The following is a 21,131-nucleotide window of genomic DNA, read 5'->3' on the forward strand; positions in this document are numbered from 1 at the left end:
TTATTTTGAGAAAGGAGTGCAAATCGGTCTTTTTTTATCTTTTTCTAAAAAACTAACCATTTCTTTTACTAATTCACTTTTTCTATAATCTTCACCTAGATTGTTTAAATTTTCTGTTAGATTTTCATTTTTGAAAATTTCTTTATATGCATTACTTAAAATCATTATTTCTTTGTTAGGAATATTTTTTCTTCTAAGACCTATCAAATTTAAGCCTTGTAGTATACTTCTGTTGCCATGAGCTATTCCATATGGGATGATGTCTCTTACAACTCCACACATTCCTCCTATCATTGCAGACTTTCCTACTCTAGTGAATTGTTGTACTGCTGAATTACCTCCAATAATAACGTTGCTTTCAATGTGAGCATGACCACCTAATGGAACATTGTTTGCCAAAATAACATTGTCCTCAACCAAACAATCATGAGCTATATGTGACGACACCATGAATAGACAATTATTTCCAACTTTAGTTAAACCCCCACCCCCTTCTGTTCCTGGATTAATTGTTACATATTCTCTTATTTTATTGCCATCACCTATTTCAAGTTTTGTTTGTTCGTCATTAAATTTTAAATCCTGAGGGTCATTTCCAATAGATGCAAAAGGAAATATCTTATTATTTTTTCCAATTTTAGTATTTCCTGTAATATTAACATGAGATTGAATTTCTGTGTTATCGCCTATCTCAACATTTGGTCCTATAATACAATATGGTCCAATTTTTACATTTAAAGAAATTTTAGCAGATGAATTTACAATTGCAGTTTTATTTATCATTTATTTTCTTTCAAAAATTCTCTAATATTTTTTGCTGGATATCCCATGACCTTAGAATTATCTGGAATACTTTTTATAACACCACTTCCACCCGCTATTTCAACATTATTACCAATTTTTAAATGACCAGATATACCTGCTTGACCACCAATTTTAACATTGTTACCAATTATCGAACTTCCAGCTATGCCAACTTGGCCAGCAACAATTGAGTTTTCACCAATTTTTACATTGTGAGCTATATGTATTTGATTATCTAAAAATGTATTTTTTCCAATTACTGTATTAGACATAGATCCTCTATCAATAGTCGATCCACAGCCTATTTCACAGTTATCTTCAATTAAAACAATTCCAATATGAGGGTATCTTATATTTTTTGTATTATTTGGAAAAAAACCAAAACCATGTTTACCTATTACACAATTATCTAAAATATTGACATTATCTCTAATTAGGGAATTTCTTATAATTACATTAGATCCTATGTGGCAGTTTTTTCCAATAGAGACATTATGTTCTATTATAGTATTATGCCCAATTAAACAATTTTCTTCAATTGTAACATTAGAACCAATCAAGACATTTTTTCCAAAACTAACCTTATCTGTAAAATGAGTTTCATATATATTTTTTACTGAATTATCAAAATCATCATAAACAGAATTTGGGTAAAATTTTTCTGTAATCTTAGAAGTGGAAATAAGAACATTTTTGACTACAAGAGGCATACAATTTTCTGGAAGATCGTCTTTTAAATTATCAGTAGTAATACAAAATGATGCTTTAGTATTTTTAGCTATATCTTTATACTTTTTAGAATGAAAAAAAGTAATATCATTTTCTGAAGATGTTAATAGATCTTTAATATCACTTACCTTATGTTCAGTTATATTTTTTAAATTAGTTATCTTTAAAATTTTAATTATAGAAGATAAATTAATAGGACCTTGATTTAAAAAGAAGGGATTAACCATATAGGTTGTTTATCAAAAGAAAAAAAAAATAGGTATCAAAAATTATTGCTATTTATTTCCTATCAACAATAGTCGCTGACCATATTGCATCTGCCATTTTCTTATCATCTACAAATGCTTCACCTTGATACTTCCACACTCTTCCATGTGATCTTATCGCTTGAATTTTTAAAATTAATTTACAATCAGGTATAACTGGATTTCGAAAACGTGCTTTTTCAACACCCATTAAAAAAACTAGCTTATTTTCATATGTAGATTTATCAAGACCACAGGCTGTTAGTGCTGCTGCTGCCTGTCCAAAAGACTCGACAATTAACACACCAGGCATCACTGGGTTACCTGGAAAATGACCTTGCACAAACATGCTATCTTTTTTAACATTGACTACAGCTGTAGCTGAAGAAAGTTTTTTAATATCATATAATTCATCGATTAAGAGCATTGGCTCTCTGTGAGGTAATAAATCACGAATTTGATCTTTATTTAATTTATCCATTTTTTAAAGTTTACTATTTATCAATTCTATAATTTTGCCAGTAGCATCATTATCACTATTACCCATAAAAATTTGATTTTTTTCAACCATTATACCAATTGAATTATTCTTCATATATTCTTGAATAATTGGGCTTATCTTTTCTAAAAAATTATCTAATTTTTTCTTTTTAAGTTTTTTAAAGTCATTTAAAATCTTATTTTTTTCATCTCTATAAGTTGCGACTTCTTTATTGAACTTATCAACATCTTCTCTAAATTTTTCTTTAGAAGAGATATTTTTTGTTTTATCAATTTTTTCTTTTTTTTCTTTTAATATTTTTTCTTTTTTATCTAATTTTTTAACATTGGATTTATTTAAGTTTTCCAATTCAACAACAATAGATTTGCCTAAATTAGAATTATTCAAAATATAATCGATATTAAGAAAAGCTGTATTGTCAGCAGCATAGACTAAATTTATTTTTGTAATAAAAAATAAAACAATAAAAAGAGAGCTTTTAAAAAAATTCATTAGAAAGTTGTACCTAAGTTAAATCTAAATGTTTCAGTTTGATCGGTTGAAGTTTTTGAAATTGGTTGAGCCAAAGAAAAACTCAAAGGACCAACAATCGTATACCAATCAATACCTATGCCTATTGAGCTTCTAATTTCATTAGACTCATTTAAACTAGAGTCGTCTACTCCCCAAAGGTTTGCGACATCTATAAAAGATACCACATCAAAGTTTTCTGCATTTGGTAATATTTGCGGCATAGTACTTGTTAAATTCATTAAAGCGTAATAATTTCCACCAATAAAATCATCACCGTCTTTTGGACCAATTCTACCATTTACAAATCCTCTCAATTTGCTTTGTGGTACAAATAATCTTTCAGATAATTTTACATCATCGCCTGTAATTGAATTTGCAGATTTTAACGATAAAGAAAACGAAGATATGTTATTCTCGTATAATTCAGAATATACTTTATATCTGTAAAAATTATTTAATGTATTGGTGTCACTTACCATAGGTAAACCAATCGAATAATAACTTCTAAAACCATCAGTAGTTTTAAATTTTTGGTTTCTTTTATCATAATCAAAATTCAAATTAAGATAAGCATCAAAATAATCACCTTCTTGAGTTTTTTGTCTTGCTGAAGCAGTGCTATCAGTCTCAATCTTTTCTATGTAAGCGGAGGTTTCTAATCCAATTTTAAAATCTTCAAGGTATTCAAATTTTGTTCCTATTAAACTACCTATTTTTTTTGATTTATATCCATATGTTGATAACTTATCATTTTCAGATACTTGAATTCCTAAATTGACAGATTTATCAGTATTCAAAAAATTTGGATTATCAAGATCCAAACTTCCAGTAATTTTATCAGTAGCTAAAGAGAGATCTGCAGCAACACCAATTCCTTTACCAAGATAATTATTTTCCTTTACTCCAAATTCAATTACTTCACCCGAAGTTCCAAATCCAGCACCAGCCATTATTTCTCCTGTTGGTTTTTCTTCAACAATTATATTTACAATTTTTGAATTTACATCACCACCGTCAATAATCTCAGATTCAACAGTTTTAAAGAAATTAAGAGATTTTATTTCATTTATAGATTTATTAGTTAAAATTTCATTAAATGGATCACCTTCATCAATATAAAATTGATTTCTAATTACATTTTCTCTTGTAATATTATTTCCAAATATATTTATTTTTTCGACAAAAAACTTTTCTGTTTCTTCAATTTTGAAAGCTAAATTAATCTTATCTAAATTTATATTTTCATTTACAGTTGCTTTTACTGATTCAAATTGTTCACTAATTGAAATTTGATCTATTTTTTTTATTATTTTTTGGACAGAATTTAAAGAGTAAGGTTTGCCCTTTAATTCAATAAAAAAATTTTTTAAATCTATAAAATTATTTGAGTCAAAATCTACTGGTAATTCAATTGTAAGGTCACCAAAAAAAAATTTGTTTTTTGAGTCTATATTAAAAACAAGTTCAAACTCATCATCCTTTAAAAGTTTTGCGAATGTCGAATTAACAGAAATATCATAATAACCTTTATTCAAATAAAAGTTTTTCAAAAGTCTTTTATCAAATTGAATAAGACTTTCATTTAAATATTTTTTTCCAGATATAAATTTCCAAAATTTATATTCCTCACTTACTATAACATTTCTAAGTTGTTTATCTTTGTATTTCTTATCGCCAATAAAAGAAATTTTTTTAATTTTAGCTTTGTTTCCTAAATTTATATTAAAGATTAAATCAACTTTATTATCATCGAGCTCTGATATACCTACATCGATAGTTGAAAAATAATATCCATTATTTTTAAGTGAAGATAAAATTGAGTTTTTATCATTTTGAAGTAAAATTTTATTAAAAGACGATCTTGATGTTAAATTTAGGTTTTCAGTGATTTTTTCTTTAAGAGTATTTGATTTAATTCCATTATAAGAAATATTTTCAATTATTGGATTTTCAACAACGGTTATTGTTAAAATATTAGATTCTAATTTAATCGAAACATCATCAAAAAAATTTGTTTCATATAATTTTTTTAAACTTTGATTAATATATTCTGAATTGACATCTTTACCAATATCAATTTGAGAAAACATCTTAATTGTTGAGTCTGGAATTCTTACATTTCCATTAATTTCTATTTTATTTACAATATCACTTTGAGCAAACGTAAAGATGGACAAAAAAATTAATGAAATTAATGAAAGTTTTATAGTTCTAGGCATTGCTGGTTTTTATACACTTTTTTTAAAGTTTTTAAACGAACATAATGATTTAAATCGAGTATATCATTGACCTTATTGGGTCTAATTTTTTTAAATTTTAAAAATTCTTTCATTTTAATAATATCAAATAATTTTTTATGAATTTCTGTAAATTTTATTTCTTTTTTTAGAAAAAGATTCACAAGAGTGTCATTAGCAGAAACTATAACTGTTTCAAATAAAGAAGGTTTATTTGGTAAAAAATTTAATAGTTTGATGACTGGATATCTTTTTAAATTAACTTTTTGAAAATTTAAATTATTTAAATTATTTATATCTATATTTTTTGTTTTTAATTTTTGATCAAAATTAAAATAGAGTGTATTAAAAATTGGAATCTTCATAGTAGTGTCATGTGCAATAATTTGAATCATACCATTGGAAAATTTTAATAAGGCATGAACATAAGATTTAGGGTGAATTAAAATTTTAATTTTCTTATAAGGTATGTTAAAAATATTTTTTGCTTCTATAACTTCATATAATTTATTAATCATTGTAGCTGAGTCTATAGATATTTTTTTTCCCATTTTCCAATTCGGATGTTTCAATGCATCTGTAATTTTTATTTTCTCAAATTTATTCAAAGGTATAGCTGAAAAAGGGCCTCCAGAAGCAGTTAAAATTATTTTTTCAATATTTTTAGATTCTTGATTTTTTAATCCATACCAAAGAGAAAAATGCTCGGAGTCAACTGGGATAAATTTAGTATTATTTATTTCTAATTCTTTTTTTATTAGATTCCAACCACAAATAATTGACTCTTTATTAGCAATAGCAATATTTTTTGTAAATTTAATAATATTAAAAGTTGGTTCTAAACCATCTATACCTATTATAGAACTCATCACATAATCTATTTTCTTTGTAAAAATTTTATCTAAATTTTTAAAATCATTAAAAATATTAAGATTAGAGTCTTTAGTTTTATTTTTTAAGATTTTAAAACTTTTTTCATTTGTAATTATCAAGTTACTAACTTTATATTTTTTGGCTTGCTGTAATAATGTTTTATAATTTTTATTGGCAGTCAAAAGTGTAATTTCAAATTTACTTTTGTTTTTTTCTAATATTTTAAAAAGTGTTTTACCAATAGAACCAGTTGAACCAATAATAGCAATTTTTTTTTTCATTTAAAAAATACTTATTATGCCGGTCAAAATTATTATGTAAGAAAAAGGAAAAGCAAAAACCATTCCGTCAATCCTATCTAAAAGGCCACCATGGCCAGGAATTATTTTGCCTGTATCTTTAATTTTTGATTTTCTTTTAAAATAAGAAATTATTATATCGCCTAGCTGACTTACGGTTGAAACTAGAATAACAAAGATAAATATTTTTTTTGAAAAATCTATTGAACTATCTACATAAGAACTCGAAAGATAGTAGTTTATAGCTATTATAGATAAAAAATATCCACCTATTGTGCCTGAATAAGTCTTCTTGGGACTTATCTTGATTAATTTAGGACCTTTAAAAATTTTACCAAATATATAACCTCCAATATCAGTAGATACACAAATAATTGTAATGAATAATAGATATAAATAATCACCTTCGAATGCATGTCTTAGATTATAGATTGAATAAAAAGATAATATCAAGAATATTAAACCAAATATATTATATGGTTTTTTATTTGTCATATTGTGCCATTCATACACTGTAATGAGAAAACAAACTGATATAAAAAAGTTAAAAAAAATTGATCCTTTTAAAATAAAGTAGAGTGCTACAGGAATTAATATAATTGAACTTAATATTCTATTAACTATTTCATTATTCATCAAATCTTACCAAAATTTCTTTTTATTTTTTTAAATTTACTAATTAATCTTATATAATCATGTTCATTAAAATCTGGCCATAATTTTTTTTCAAAAAAGATTTCAGAATAAGCTAGTTGCCATAATAAAAAATTACTTAATCTTTTTGTATTACCTGTTCTAATTAGCATATCAGGATCAGGTATATTTTTTGTTTGAAAATATTTAACTAAATTTTTTTCATTAATGTTTTCTTTATTTTTAGCTAAATTTTTAAAAGCATTAATTAATTCAAATTTAGAGCCATAATTTAATGCTAAATTAATTTGGAGTTTATTATTTTTTAATGTTTTTTTTTCAGCTAATCTTAATAATCTATTTAATTTTAGAGAAAAACTTTTTACTCCAATAATCTTAAGTTTTATGTTTTGTTTATGTAAATCATCAATTCTATGAGTTAAAAAATTTTCTAATAAATCAAATAAAAAATTGATTTCTTTTTTTGGTCTTTTCCAATTTTCTGTAGAGAATGCATATAATGTAAGGTACTTTATTTTTTGCTTGATTGATGACTTTATTATTTTTTCAACAACTTTTAATCCAGCTTTATGACCAGCATTTCTTGATTTGTTATTCTTTAAACCCCATCGTCCATTACCATCCATGATAATGGCAACATGATCTAATGAGTTCATCTTAGATCTTCATTATTTCTTTTTCTTTTAAAGAAACCTTTTCTTCCACAGTCTTAATATGATCATCCGTAATTGTTTGAACATTTTTTTCAAATGATTTTTCCTCGTCTTCTCCGATTTCCTTAGATTTTAAAAGTTTTTTTAATTCTTCGTTTGCTTCTCTTCTTATATTCCTGATAGAAACTTTACATTTTTCACCAATAGATTTAATTAGCTTTTTTAATTCAGTTCTTCTTTCTTCATTTAATTCTGGAACAGGCAATCGAATTAATTGTCCATCGATTTGTGGATTTAAACCTAAATCAGATTTTTTTATAGCTGCATCAACTAAAGGAACGTTGTTGGCATCCCAAATTTGAATATTTATCGTTCTTGGCTCTGGTGCAGTTATACTTCCAACTTGATTAATGGGCATCAGTTGACCATAAACATCAACTTTTATCAAATCTAACATTGCAGCATTTGCTCTACCAGTTCTTAATGAAGTCAACTCCTTGGAGAATACCTCGATGGTTTTATCCATTTTAAGGCTGTATGATTTTTCATCAAACATTTACTCTCCAATCTTAATTCTATAAAACTCTTTAATCTTTAAATCAGCTATTGAAAGTTCTGTTACAATATCTTGAACTTTCTTTTTGGGTTCCATAACCCAAGCTTGAGATAAAAGAGCATTTTCCTCTTTAAATTTGTTCATTTTACCTAAGCTAATTTTTTTTGCAATATCTTCTGGTTTACCTGAGTTTTTTAATTCTTCAGTAACAAGCTCTTGCTCTTTATTGACAACAGATTGATCTATTAAATCAGATTCTAGGGCTAATGGATTAGATGCAGCAATATGCATTGATAGTTGTTTACCAAACGTTTTTATAACATCTGAATTATCCTTAGTCTCTAAAGATACAACAACAGCTAATTTTGCAATATTATCTTTTATTACTGTGTGAAGATAATGATTGTTAACAGTACCAGTATTTTCTACTGTTTTTGTTTTTCCTATTGTAATTTTTTCACCAATTTTAGCAATTAGTGCTACTAAGTTATTTTCAACGGTTTCTCCATTTTTCATTTTTGAGCTTTTTAACTCTTCAACGTTTGAATTTTTTTCATTATTAAGTTCACTAAGTTCTTTAACAAAATTTGTAAAATCTTCGTTTTTGGCAACAAAATCTGTTTCACAATTCACTTCTATAATTGAAGTTTTATTTTCATCACCACTTACAGCAACAACGCCCTCTTTTGCCTCTCTTGACATTTTTTTTGATGCTTTTGAAATACCTTTAACTCTTAATATTTCAATTGCTTTATCTATGTCACCACCAGACTCTTTTATAGCAAGGTTACAATCTTTGAACCCTGCACCTGTTGCTTCTCTAAGTTTTTTTACATTTTCGATATCACTCATATTAATTTAATGTCTCCTTTTTATCTTTAGAAAATTTTTGTTCTAATTTGTCTCTATCTAGTTCTTGACCTGTTTTACCATGATCTTTTTCCTTATTTTCTTTTAAAGACTCTTTTTTTGTGTCAGGAGCAGGGATGGAACTTTTTGCATTATTGATGGTTTCTTTTAATAAATTACAATAAAGGTCTATAGCTCTTCTAGCATCATCATTTCCAGGAATAGGAAAATCAATATTATCTGGATTAGAGTTACTGTCTAAAATAGCAATTATAGGTATTCCTAATTTTACCGATTCAGCAATAGCTAATGACTCGTAATTAGTATCAATAATAAATACTAAGTCAGGAGTTTTTTTCATTTCTGCAATTCCACCTAGGGATCTTTCAAGCTTATCTTTTTTTACACTCATTTTTAAAAGTTCTTTTTTAGTAAATCCTCTATTTTCAGCAACAAGATCAGCTTCATATTTTTTCATTTTTTTTATTGAACCTGAGATGGTACCCCAGTTTGTAAGCATTCCACCAAGCCATCTATAATTTACAAAATATTGATCCGTTTCTTTTGCTACTTCTGCTATTGCTTCTGATGCTTGTTTTTTTGTAGATACAAATAAAATTTTGCCATTATTTGCAATCGTATTATACACCTGTTCCAATGCTACTTTAGTTAACTCTAGTGTTTGTGTTAAATCTATAATATGGATTGAGTCTCTTTTTCCAAAAATATACTTTTTCATTTTCGGATTCCATCTTAAGGTTTTATGTCCAAGATGAACGCCTGCTTCTAATAATTGTTGTATTGTAATGTTAGGTATTTTCATATTTATTCCCGGTTAAGCCACCACAGTAATTTCCAATTAAGGACCGGAGGTATAAAACCAACAACTGTGTGCGTGTTAATTTATTTTATGGGTTATTTACTAAGATTTTAGCAATTAAACAAGTGTTTATTTATATTATAGTGCTTAAAATCTCTCTTTTTCTTAGAAGGTTGAGCGATTTTCTATCTAAATTTCGATTATTTCTGAGTTTAAAAGTCAGAGTTTTATCAACGTTTATTAAGTTTATGTTAATTACTGTTTTACCTTCTTTATCTAATATTTTTGAAATCTCATTTATCTCATCATCAGACTTAACTTCAAAAAAAACTTCCTTAATTGGGCTATTAAAAAGATCTTTTAATGATCCAATTTTTTGAACATTAACACGTTTAAATCTATTTTCGTCATTAGAAATACTTTTAACTAAAGTTAAAATTAAAGAATTACCTTCTATTAAAATTTCACGATTTAGTTCTAAAATATCTGAAAATATAAAAAGTTCAAAAACGCTCGTTAAGTCTGTTAATTTTAAAACAGCATAAGAATTTCCCTTAGCTGTTTTTCTTTCTTGAACTTTTAGCAATGTTGCCGCAATGTTTGCATCCTTTATCTCATCATTTAAATTAAATTCTGAATAATATTTGATCTTATAATCATCAAAAATTTCAGTAAACTGATTTAAAGGGTGATCTGAAATAAAAAAACCAACTGCTTCAAATTCTTTGGATAAACGTTCCTCAAAATTCCAATCTTCAATATTATTAATAATATCATTTTCTGATTTTTCGTCTTCAGAAAATAAATCAATTTGATTAGCTGATTTATCTTCAAAAATACTTTTAGTCTTTAAAATAAAGCTTGGTATTGAGTCAAAAAGTGCCTGTCTATTAGCATCCAAATTATCAAATGCACCAGCTTTAACTAAACCTTCTAATTGTAATTTATTCATATCTTTTGGATTAACTCTTTTTAGAAAATCATTTATAGATGAAAACTTTCCATTTTTGACTCTTTCTTCAACAACATTTGATATTGCATCGTACCCTACAGCTTTAATACCACCTAAGGCATAATAAAAATTATCATCAGTTGTTCTAAATTCGGCAAAACATTCATTAATATCTGGTCTTATAACTTTGATATTCAATCTTTTTAATTCTTCATAAAATTCACTTAGTTTATTTTGATTAGAAATATCCATTGTCATTGATGCTGCAATGAACTCTTTTGGATAATAAGTTTTTAAAAAAGCAGTTTGATATGAAATAATAGCATATGCTGCAGCATGACTTTTGTTAAAACCATATTCAGCAAATGGTTCAATCTTTAAAAAAATTCCAGCGGCAACATCCTTGGCTATTCCATTTTTTAATGCACCAGCAATAAAACCTAGTTTTTGTTTTTCTAACTCTGCTCTTTTCTTTTTCCCCATTGCTCTTCTTAAAAGATCTGCTTGGCCTGCAGTAAAACCAGACAATTCTTGAGCAATTTGCATTACTTGTTCTTGGTAAATAATTACACCATAGGTTGGTTTCAAAATATCTTCTAACAGAGGGTGCAGATAATCAGGTGTTTGTCTTCCATGCTTGCAATCATTATATGTTGGGATATTACTCATTGGACCTGGTCTATAAAGGGCAACTAATGCAATAATGTCTTCAATATGGTTGGGCTTCATTTGAATTAATGCCTCTCTCATACCAGCACTCTCAACCTGAAATAATCCAACAGTATTACCGCTGGATAGTAGATCAAACACTTTTTGATCTTCATAACTAATTTTTTCTATATCAAAATTTTTATCATTTTTTTTTACTAATTTTTGAGTGTTATTAATTACAGTCAATGTTTTAAGTCCTAAGAAATCAAATTTTACTAATCCGGCATTTTCTGCTGAGTACATATCAAACTGTGTGGATGGTAATAACAAGTTTGCCGAAACATCTTTGTATAAAGGAACGATTTCTGTTAATTTTTTATCTGCTATAACAACACCCGCAGCATGTGTTGCAACATTCCTATTTAAACCCTCCAATTTTAGTGACAAATCAGTTAATTTTTTTACTTTAGGGTCCTCATTCACAAGTTTTTGAAGTCTAGGTTCTCCAGCTATACATTGAGATAAACTTTGAGGTCTTGACGGATCAAAGGGTATCATTTTTGAAATACTATCAACAAAGCCATACGGTAGGCCCAAAACTCTACCAACATCTCTAATAACCATTCTTGCTTTTAATTTTCCAAAAGTAATAATATGAGCAACACTGTCCTTGTATTTTCTGGTTAAATATTCAAAAACTAAATCTCTTTTATCCTCACAAAAATCTATATCAAAGTCAGGCATAGAAATTCGATCTGGATTTAAAAATCTTTCAAAAATTAAATTAAATTTAATTGGGTCAACATCCGTGATTGCTAGACACCAAGCAACAAGTGATCCAGCACCAGAACCTCTTCCAGGACCAACAGGAATATCATTGTTTTTAGCCCACTTTATATAATCAGAAACAATAAGAAAATAACTAGAATACTTCATCTCAATTATAATTGATAATTCATGATCTAGTCTATTCTTATAATCAATGTATGTTTTGTTATTTTTAAGTTCATTAGATTTAATTCCAAAAATTTTCTCAAATTTAATTTTTAAACCATGTAATGAATCTTTTTTTAGAATATCATCAGCATTTCCCTCTTTTTCAGAACTTATATTTGGTAAAATTGGATTAGAAAACAATGGTCTAAAATTACACCTTAAGGGAAAATTATAATTATTTTCCAAAGCTTCTGGCAAGTCTGCAAACAATTCTGTCATTTCTGAATTAGTTTTAAAATAATGTTGATTACTTAATTTAATTCTATTTTTTTCGTTAACATAAGTTTTGTTACCGATACAAATCAATGCATCGTGAGCTTCGTGCATATCCTTATTAAGATAAAAAACTTCATTCGTTGCAATTATTGGAATTTCTAATTCTAAAGACTTTTTTAAGTTAAATTTTTCAAAGCCTAATTCATTTTGATCATTATGACGCTGAATTTCTAAATAAAATCTATCATTATATTTTGATTTGATTTTTTCATACATGTCATGTATTTCACTAAATTTTCCTTTATCAAAAAGTTTTCCAAAAAGTCCAAAAACAGTTCCTGAAAATAAGGCAACACCCTCGTTATCTTCAAGTAATTCATCAAAATCTATATGTGGATCTGAAAGTTCATCATTTTCTAAATAAGATAGTGATGAAAGTTTGATAATTCTTTTATAACCTTCTTCATTGAGTGAATATAAAGGAAGCAACCCAATGGTATCGCCATATTTAAAATTAATCTGAGTTCCTATTATTGGTTGTGTACCAACTTTTGAAATTTTTTCTGCAAATTCCAGTGCGCCACATAGATTTGAGGTATCACAAAGTGATAAAGATTGAATTTTATTAGATTTTGAGAAATCTTGTAAATCATCAATTTTTATAGCACCCTCACATATTGAATATTGAGTGTGTATTTTTAAGTGATTGTATTTTTTATAAGATGATTCAGACATTAGTAGGTTTTATACTACCATCAGTCAGCTCCAATAGATAATCTGCTTTATTGGCAAAGAATCTATTATGAGTTGCAAATATTATTAATCTATCCGATTTTTTTTGATTATTTAAAAGAGCGAATATATCCTTTGCTGTTTTCATATCCAAACTTCCTGTTGGTTCATCTGCTAATATAATATCTGGATCATTAATCATTGCTCTAGCAATAGCTATTCTTTGGGTCTCGCCACCAGACAGCTGTGATGGAAAATGATCAGATCTATTTATCAAACCAATCTTTTTTAATAATTCTTCAGCTTTTAAAATTGCAATTTTTTTGTTATCATTGACTGCTAAGCTAGCAAGATATAGATTTTCTAAGGCTGTAAAGTCTGGAAGAAGATTGTTCTGTTGATAAACAATCCCTATTTTTTTTGCTCTAAAAATATCATTTTTATCGTTTTCACTAAAATTTATTTGAGTGTTGTCAAATTTAATTGATCCATTAGTTGGTCTATCAACTAAGGATATTAAATTTAATAATGTAGATTTACCAGAACCCGAAGGCCCCATTAAAGAATAAACTTTACCTTTTCTAAATTTATAAGATAACTTTTTTAAAACTCTAACCTTTTTTTCTGTACTAAAATTTTTTGAAATATTTTTTAATTCTAAAAAACTATTCATATTTAAGTGCCTTGATTGGATCTAGTTTTGCAGCTGTAAATGCTGGAAATATTGAAACAATAACTGTTATAATTATTGAGCAAATTGCGATTAAAAAAATTGACGTAGGATTAATTTCTGAAGGCATCTTGCTTAAAAAGTAAATTTCTTCTGGAAATAAGCTGATATTAAATATTGAACTTAAAAATTCTCTCAAATTTTCTATGTATATTGAAAAAGTTACCCCTAACAAAATTCCAAAAGCAGTTGCTGAAGTACCAATTATAACACCAACTAAAAAAAATATCTTAACAATTGATTTGTTTAAAACACCTATTGATTTTAGTATTGCTATATCTTTGGTTTTATTCTTAACCAAGATTGTTAATCCAGAAATGATATTAAAAGCTGCAACTACGATTATTAAAGATAATATTATAAACATCACGTTTCGCTCAACTTTTAAAGCTGAAAATAGTGAACTATTCATATCAGCCCAACTATAAACAAATTCTTCATCAAAAATTTTTTGAACTATCATTTTTTGAGATTCTATCTTATTAGAATTCTTAAGATATATTTCTAAATTTCTATCACTTATATTGAATCCAAAAAATTCTTCTAAAGTGTTTAAATTAATAAATGCTATATTGTTATCAAATTCTGCTAAACCACTGTTAAAAATTGATGTTATAATAAATTTTTTTTGTTTGGGTAAATTACCAATTATCGTTTCAACACCTGAAGGAGACATTAGGATAATCTCATCACCAATTTGGAGGTCTAATGCAAAACTTAACTCATTACCTATTGATATAAAATCTTTAAGTAATAATTTTTTACCTTTAAATTTGTCATTTTTAATAATTTCTAATTTTGAGAAATCATTATTATCATAACCTCTTAAAACAATACCTTTTGATGTATTGTTTTTTAATATTATTGCTTCACCAGAATTACTGAAAACAATATTTTTTGAGATTAAGGATAAATTTTTGCTATTAAGTTTTTTTTGATTAATAGAACTATCATATGATTTAACCGTTATATGAGAGTTAAAACCTACAATTTTGTTGATTAACTCTGATCTAAAACCATTCATTACAGACATAACAATTATTAAAACAGCTACTCCAAGACTTATTCCAATAAATGAAAATATTGAAATAACATTTAAAAAACCATCTTTTTTTCTAGCTTTTAAAAATCTAAAAGTAATTTCTTTTTCTAAAGTAGAAATCAATTGGAAGCTTTTTGTTTTGTTATAATTTCTATAATTTTATCTAAGGATAAATTTTGTGTTTCAGCATCAATCTCTTTAAATTCAAGAAGATCTCCATCAGATTTTTTACCAATAATAATTTGGTAAGGTGCGCCAATTAAATTCATCTTTTTTATTTTTGATGAATAGTTTTCATCTGTATCATCAATAATTACATCAATATTATTTTTACTTAATTCTGAATAAATATTATTTGTTTTTTCAAGTGCAGATGTATCGTTTTTATTAATCATAGGAATAAGAGCTACATCATAAGGAGCAACAGACAATGGCCATTTCATGATTTCATTTTTTTCATCATATTTAGCTTCAATTATTGCCCCAACCAATCTAGACACACCAATTCCGTAAGAGCCCATTTTAACAAAATCCTTTTTACCTCCAGGCAAGTCGACTGCTGCATCCATAGCTTTTGAATATTTGTCCCCAAAATAAAATATATGCCCCACTTCAATTCCTTTAGTAATTAATCTATTTTCCTCAGTCACCATTTTTTCAAATTCATCTTTGTTAAATTTTTCATCTGTCACAGAATAATATTGTTCATATTTTTTTCGCATATTTTCTAATGATGTTTTTTCCAATTCAGTACCATCACTGTTTAAATCAAAAATTCGTTTATCAGTAAAAATTTTACTTTCACCAGTGTCAGCTAAAATAATAAATTCATGTGAAAGATTTCCACCAATAGGACCTGTATCAGCAGCCATTGGAATTGCTGTTAATGATAATCTCTTAAATGTTCTTAAATAAGATAAAAAAAACTTGTTATAAGAATAGAAAGCATCTTCGTCAGTAACATCAAAAGAATATGCGTCTTTCATATAGAATTCTCTTCCTCTCATAATTCCAAATCGAGGTCTTATCTCATCTCTAAATTTCCATTGTATATGATATAAAAGCTGAGGTAACGATTTGTATGATTTTAATGATGATCTAAAAATTTCAGTTACTTGCTCTTCATTCGTTGGTCCATAAAGCATTTCTCTATTTTGACGATCCTTAATTCTAAGCATCTCTTCGCCATAATCATCGTAACGACCACTTTCTTTCCAAATTTCACTTGATTGAATTGTTGGCATTAAGATTTCTTGTGCACCAATTTTATTTTGTTCTTGACGAACAATAGCTTCAATTTTCTTCATTACTTTAAATCCAAGAGGCAACCAAGAATAGATACCTGCAGAAGCTTGCTTGATCATTCCTGCTCTCAACATTAATTGATGAGATTTAATTTTAGCTTCTGAGGGATTATTTTTTAAAATTGGTATGAACGATTTAGATAAATACATCTTAATTGATAATATTTCTTAAATTCAAATATTCAAATTTAATTAATAAGTATATTATGGTAAATATAACAGTCGTAATACCTGTGCAATATGTAAATTTTTTTAACATTTTTGGATTTTCAGGGGAACCAGGGTCTTCACCATCAACTTTTACTGTTTTAGCTCTATTTACATCTATTGGTAATATAGCAAAAAAAACAATCCACCATATTATTATATAAATGATAGCTAAACCAGTAATGCTCATTAAATTCTTACTAGATTAATATTTGTAAAAGGTTTTTTACCAGTTTTTTCTTTAGAAAATTTTCTACAAACTATCTTAAGTGCATCTATTAAGTTGTGTTCTTGTTTTTTACTACCTAATTTAAATGTTCTTGTAATTTCCTCGATTTCATCTTCTAATCCATAGACAAATTCTTCAACGTCATCTACTGGAATACCTCTAAAGGTTAGCACAGGTCTTTTATGAATATTTCCTTTTGGAGTTATCAAAATTGTAGCCTCAATATACCCATTAGCACTTAAATTTTTTCTATCTTTAATTGATTGGGCGTCTTCTACCACACTAATATTTCCATCTAGATATAGTCTCCCACTTGGTGCTTTGTCATAAACATGAGGTTTACCAGGATATAATTTAACAATATCTCCATTCTCTACTTGTACTGGGTTTGGGACATTCATTTCTTTTGCAAACTTTATATGTTCTATCATGTGTCTATGTTCGCCATGAACTGGAATAGAGCATTGAGGTTTTACCCATTCATACATTTCTTTAAGATCTTCTCTATTTGGGTGTCCCGAAACATGAACAAATTCATTTTCTTCAGAGATCACTTCGATCCCATCTTTAACTAGTTGATTTTGCAAATTGTATAATTTCTTTTCATTGCCGGGTATTATTTTAGATGAAAATATAACAGTATCATCTTTTTCAATAAATACATCTGGATGAGTATATTTAGCAATTCTCATTAATGCTGCCATTGGCTCTCCTTGACTTCCAGTGCAAAGGTACACTATTTTCTCTCTAGAAATATTTTTAGCTTCACGAGCATCAATTGGCTCAATAACATCTCTTAGATACCCGCATTGTCTTGCTGCTTTAAATATTCTATGCATAGATCTACCAACTAAAGATATTTGACGTCCAGTTTTTTCAGCACAATAAAATGCTGTTTCCAATCTTGCAACATTTGAAGCAAAAGAAGCAATTATAATTCTTTTCTTTAAACTACCCATTATATTAAGCATACTTTTTCTTACATCTAATTCTGAACCAGCCTTTCCCATGCTAAATACATTTGTAGAATTGCAGATCATTGCCAACACACCTTCATTACCAATTTCTTTAAGACGACTGGAGTTCATTTTTCCACCAAGCAAAGGTTCTGGATCTATTTTCCAGTCACCAGTATGCAAGATAACACCTGCTGGTGTTTCTATTCTCAAACCATTAGGCTCTAAAATTGAATGAGTTAAAGTTATGTATTCAATTTTAAATGGATTTAAATCTATAGTTCCATTTAATTGAACTATTTTAAGATGACTTGTTATATCAATATGTTTTTCTTTAAATTTTTCTTTAATTAAAACAGCTGTAAATGGTGTTGCAAAAATCTTACATTTTAGTTGAGGCCAAAGATGAGCTATAGCTCCAATATGATCTTCATGTGCATGTGTAAGTACTATACCTAGAAGATCATCTTTTTTATCTACAATAAAACCAGGATCAGGATAAATTAAATCAATACCTGGCAATGTGTCATCAGCAAATGTCACGCCAATATCAACCATAATCCATTTATGTTCACCTGGTTTTCCATAAGCAAACAGATTCATGTTCATGCCTATTTCTCCAGATCCACCAAGTGGACAAAATAATAATTCGTCTTTCATTTTTAATTGATCAGCTTAGAAATCTTAATTAAACCGTTAATTGTGATATCTTTGTTGTGAGTTACTTTCGTATTAATTGAGTTTTTAAATAAATTAGAAAAACCACCAGTAATAATTACTTTAAAAGTTTTTCCAGTATCTTTCTTAATTAAATTAACAATATTGTCAATTAATCCTGCGTAACCCCAAAAAAATCCAGATCTAACAGCACTAGTTGTGTCTTTTCCAACTATATTTTTGATCTTTTTTAGATCAATTCTGGGTATTAAAGTAGCTTTATCAGACAGAGTATCTAATGACAATCTTACACCTGGAGCAATAACTCCTCCTGCATAGGAGTCTTTAATTAAAACATCAAAAGTAGTTGCAGTACCAAAATCTAAAATAATAAAATTATTTTTTTTATCCAATAAACTTATAGCATTTGTAATTCTATCAGAACCAATTTGTTTATAATTAACTTTGATCTTTATTAAAGATTTTAAATTCAAATTTTTTACCTCATAACATTTTATTCGAGTTTTTTTTAATAAATATTTTTTAATCAATTCAAAAGATTTAGGCACAACACTACAAAAAAGAATTTTGTTAATTTTTTGATAGTCCAATTTTAATTTATCAAAAAATTTATTTAGTTTGAAAAGGTTAATATCTTTAGATGTAAAATTTACTTTCTTAATAATTTTATAGTTTGATGAAACAATAAAAATTTTTGTTTCTGAATTACCTATATCTCCAAGTATATACATTTATATTTTATTTAATTTATTATTAATTTTATACAATTTAGACAAATTTTTTTCAAAAAGTACTTTTAGTTCATTTTCAATAACTTTTTTATTTATACGTTTATCAAGTAAGTTAAATAAATTTGTTGTTGGGTAATTTATAATTTTTGGACTTTTAATCAAATTTATCCCAATACCAACAATTAAATATTTGTTATCTGATTTTGAAATTACCTCTTGAAGAATACCGCTTATCTTATTTTTATTAATCAATAAATCATTTGGTTTTTTAAAAGTAATCTTTTTTTTATAATATTTCTCAAGTGCTTTTTTAACTAATAAACAGTTTATTTTAGTTAAAGCTGATAATGACATGTTAATATTTTTTAACTCATGAAAAAAACTTATGAATAGATTACCTTTATGAGATATCCATTTTTTTCCATACTGACCTTTACCATTTGTTTGAGATTCTGATATCACCATACCATTTTTAAAATTATAATTTTTTATAATTCTAATTGCAGTATTATTTGTACTTTTAACTTTTTTAAATTTAAATTTTTTAAATTTCATTAAATAATATTAATTCTTGAAACTACATCTATCAATTGACTTGGGAAGATGAAGTAAAAAAGAATTAATATTGTTGAAAATGCAAGAGAAAACTTTAACCACATATTATGATCTTGATCATATTTTTCTTTTTCTGCATCAAAATAAATAATCTTTATAATTCGCAAATAATAGAAAGCAGCAACAACTGTTGATAATAATCCTACTATTGCCAAGAAATACATTGATTGTTCTATAACAGCTTTAAAAATATAAAATTTTGCAAAGAATCCTGCTAATGGTGGAATACCGGCTAATGAAAACAAAATAATTAATAAAGATAATGACAATAATGGATGATTTTTAGATAAACCAGATAGATCACCTATTTCTTCATAATATTGATTATTTCTCTTTAACATTAACAAACATGAAAAGAGAGCTAGGTTCATGATTATATAGATAGATATGTAAATAATTGAACTTTGGATTCCCTCATTAGAGCCTGTAGCTAATCCAGCTAATGTATATCCAATATGACCAATAGAACTGTAAGCAATTAGTCTTTTTATATTAGTTTGGCCAATAGCAGCAATAGCACCAAAAAGCATAGAGGCTATTGATAAGAAAACTATAATCATTTGCCATTGATCAATTAAATTTAAAAATGGTACATATAAAAATCTTATAAAAACTGTGAGAGCTGCAATTTTTGGTACCATTGTAAAAAATAAAGTTACAGATGTTGGTGAACCTTCATAAACATCTGGTGCCCACATATGAAATGGAACAGCAGAAATTTTAAATGCTAGTCCAACAAGAATAAAAACAATTCCAAATGTTAAAACATATTCATTTGAATTTAATTGATTTGTAATTGTATCAAAATTGGTTGAGCCTGAAAAACCATAAACTAATGAACAACCATACAAAAGTAAACCTGATGATAGTGCGCTAAGCACAAAATATTTTAACCCAGCCTCTGATGACTTTAATTGATCTCTGTTAAAGGTCGCTAAAACATATAAAGCTAAAGATTGTAATTCAAGACCCATGTAAAACACCATTAAATCATTTGAGCTAATCATAACCATCATGCCTAAAACTGAGCTCAAAATCAAAATAGGATACTCAATCTTAAATATTTTAAATATTTTAAGATAGCTTGATGAAATTATTAAAACTAAAAAAGCACCGAGTAGAGTAATAATTTTCATAAACGAAGACATATAATCAATGACAACACTATCGTTAAATAAAGTCATACGATTAATAGAAAAAGTTTCATTAATTGTAATTATTGCAGTAATTAGAAGAACCAATAAAGAAATATTAAAAATTAATTTTGATCCATCTTTTATAAAAACACCTAAAATTAATAAAAACATAATTGAAAGTGAAATAAAGATTTCTGGTAATATTAAATTAAGATTTTCCAT

General features: G+C 26.8%; 20 protein-coding genes. All 20 read right to left on the reverse strand.

Features of this window, described 5'->3' with window-relative positions; all coding sequences use genetic code 11:
- The 20 genes from lpxA to nuoN all read right to left on the reverse strand — a co-directional run bounded on the left by lpxA (nucleotide 1) and on the right by nuoN (nucleotide 21,131).
- Nucleotides 1-783 (reverse strand): acyl-ACP--UDP-N-acetylglucosamine O-acyltransferase, encoded by a 783-nt coding sequence (lpxA, locus tag ACIJYE_RS03825; RefSeq protein WP_435089388.1) that lies wholly within the window; start codon nucleotides 781-783, stop codon nucleotides 1-3.
- On the reverse strand, nucleotides 780-1,760 hold the full coding sequence (lpxD, locus tag ACIJYE_RS03830) for a UDP-3-O-(3-hydroxymyristoyl)glucosamine N-acyltransferase (RefSeq protein WP_435089390.1): 981 nt from the start codon (nucleotides 1,758-1,760) through the stop codon (nucleotides 780-782). The genes lpxA and lpxD overlap by 4 nt, the downstream gene beginning before the upstream one ends.
- A 52-nt stretch (nucleotides 1,761-1,812) precedes the next feature.
- Complete coding sequence (gene fabZ / locus ACIJYE_RS03835; RefSeq protein WP_435089392.1) at nucleotides 1,813-2,259, reverse strand: 3-hydroxyacyl-ACP dehydratase FabZ; 447 nt, start codon at nucleotides 2,257-2,259, stop codon at nucleotides 1,813-1,815.
- A gap of 3 nt (nucleotides 2,260-2,262) precedes the next feature.
- Nucleotides 2,263-2,772, reverse strand: coding sequence for an OmpH family outer membrane protein (locus ACIJYE_RS03840; protein WP_435089393.1), 510 nt, complete (start codon nucleotides 2,770-2,772; stop codon nucleotides 2,263-2,265).
- A complete protein-coding gene (gene bamA, locus ACIJYE_RS03845) occupies nucleotides 2,772-5,012 on the reverse strand; it encodes an outer membrane protein assembly factor BamA (RefSeq protein WP_435089395.1) in 2,241 nt (746 codons plus the stop codon). The genes ACIJYE_RS03840 and bamA overlap by 1 nt, the downstream gene beginning before the upstream one ends.
- Nucleotides 4,997-6,184, reverse strand: a complete 1,188-nt coding sequence (locus ACIJYE_RS03850; protein WP_435089397.1) for a 1-deoxy-D-xylulose-5-phosphate reductoisomerase — start codon at nucleotides 6,182-6,184, stop codon at nucleotides 4,997-4,999. Before ACIJYE_RS03850 ends, bamA begins: the two co-directional genes overlap by 16 nt.
- On the reverse strand, nucleotides 6,185-6,838 hold the full coding sequence (locus ACIJYE_RS03855; protein ID WP_435089398.1) for a phosphatidate cytidylyltransferase: 654 nt from the start codon (nucleotides 6,836-6,838) through the stop codon (nucleotides 6,185-6,187).
- Complete coding sequence (gene uppS, locus ACIJYE_RS03860) at nucleotides 6,838-7,512, reverse strand: polyprenyl diphosphate synthase (protein ID WP_435089399.1); 675 nt, start codon at nucleotides 7,510-7,512, stop codon at nucleotides 6,838-6,840. The genes ACIJYE_RS03855 and uppS overlap by 1 nt, the downstream gene beginning before the upstream one ends.
- Before the next feature lies 1 nt (nucleotide 7,513).
- Entirely contained in the window at nucleotides 7,514-8,065 is a 552-nt protein-coding gene (frr, locus tag ACIJYE_RS03865; RefSeq protein ID WP_435089400.1) for a ribosome recycling factor, read from the reverse strand.
- Entirely contained in the window at nucleotides 8,066-8,917 is an 852-nt protein-coding gene (tsf, locus tag ACIJYE_RS03870; protein WP_435089402.1) for a translation elongation factor Ts, read from the reverse strand.
- A gap of 1 nt (nucleotide 8,918) precedes the next feature.
- Nucleotides 8,919-9,737: a 30S ribosomal protein S2 gene (gene rpsB / locus ACIJYE_RS03875; RefSeq protein ID WP_435089404.1), complete on the reverse strand. Its 819-nt coding sequence runs from the start codon at nucleotides 9,735-9,737 to the stop codon at nucleotides 8,919-8,921.
- A gap of 130 nt (nucleotides 9,738-9,867) precedes the next feature.
- Entirely contained in the window at nucleotides 9,868-13,284 is a 3,417-nt protein-coding gene (gene dnaE, locus ACIJYE_RS03880; protein WP_435089406.1) for a DNA polymerase III subunit alpha, read from the reverse strand.
- Entirely contained in the window at nucleotides 13,277-13,954 is a 678-nt protein-coding gene (locus ACIJYE_RS03885) for an ABC transporter ATP-binding protein (RefSeq protein WP_435089408.1), read from the reverse strand. Before ACIJYE_RS03885 ends, dnaE begins: the two co-directional genes overlap by 8 nt.
- The gene (locus ACIJYE_RS03890) at nucleotides 13,947-15,176 is read right to left on the reverse strand and encodes an FtsX-like permease family protein (RefSeq protein ID WP_435089410.1); all 1,230 of its coding nucleotides are present in this window, start codon (nucleotides 15,174-15,176) and stop codon (nucleotides 13,947-13,949) included. The genes ACIJYE_RS03885 and ACIJYE_RS03890 overlap by 8 nt, the downstream gene beginning before the upstream one ends.
- Nucleotides 15,173-16,507, reverse strand: coding sequence for a proline--tRNA ligase (gene proS / locus ACIJYE_RS03895; protein ID WP_435089412.1), 1,335 nt, complete (start codon nucleotides 16,505-16,507; stop codon nucleotides 15,173-15,175). Before proS ends, ACIJYE_RS03890 begins: the two co-directional genes overlap by 4 nt.
- A 1-nt stretch (nucleotide 16,508) precedes the next feature.
- A complete protein-coding gene (locus ACIJYE_RS03900) occupies nucleotides 16,509-16,754 on the reverse strand; it encodes a DUF1467 family protein (protein ID WP_435089414.1) in 246 nt (81 codons plus the stop codon).
- Nucleotides 16,754-18,409 (reverse strand): ribonuclease J, encoded by a 1,656-nt coding sequence (locus ACIJYE_RS03905; RefSeq protein ID WP_435089416.1) that lies wholly within the window; start codon nucleotides 18,407-18,409, stop codon nucleotides 16,754-16,756. Before ACIJYE_RS03905 ends, ACIJYE_RS03900 begins: the two co-directional genes overlap by 1 nt.
- Nucleotides 18,410-18,411: 2 nt before the next feature.
- Nucleotides 18,412-19,158, reverse strand: a complete 747-nt coding sequence (locus ACIJYE_RS03910) for a type III pantothenate kinase (RefSeq protein WP_435089418.1) — start codon at nucleotides 19,156-19,158, stop codon at nucleotides 18,412-18,414.
- Nucleotides 19,159-19,713, reverse strand: a complete 555-nt coding sequence (locus ACIJYE_RS03915; protein WP_435089419.1) for a biotin--[acetyl-CoA-carboxylase] ligase — start codon at nucleotides 19,711-19,713, stop codon at nucleotides 19,159-19,161.
- Nucleotides 19,713-21,131: an NADH-quinone oxidoreductase subunit NuoN gene (gene nuoN, locus ACIJYE_RS03920; protein ID WP_435089420.1), complete on the reverse strand. Its 1,419-nt coding sequence runs from the start codon at nucleotides 21,129-21,131 to the stop codon at nucleotides 19,713-19,715. The genes ACIJYE_RS03915 and nuoN overlap by 1 nt, the downstream gene beginning before the upstream one ends.

The organism is Candidatus Pelagibacter bacterium nBUS_30, assembly GCF_051201245.1.
Taxonomy (GTDB): Bacteria; Pseudomonadota; Alphaproteobacteria; order Pelagibacterales; family Pelagibacteraceae; genus Pelagibacter.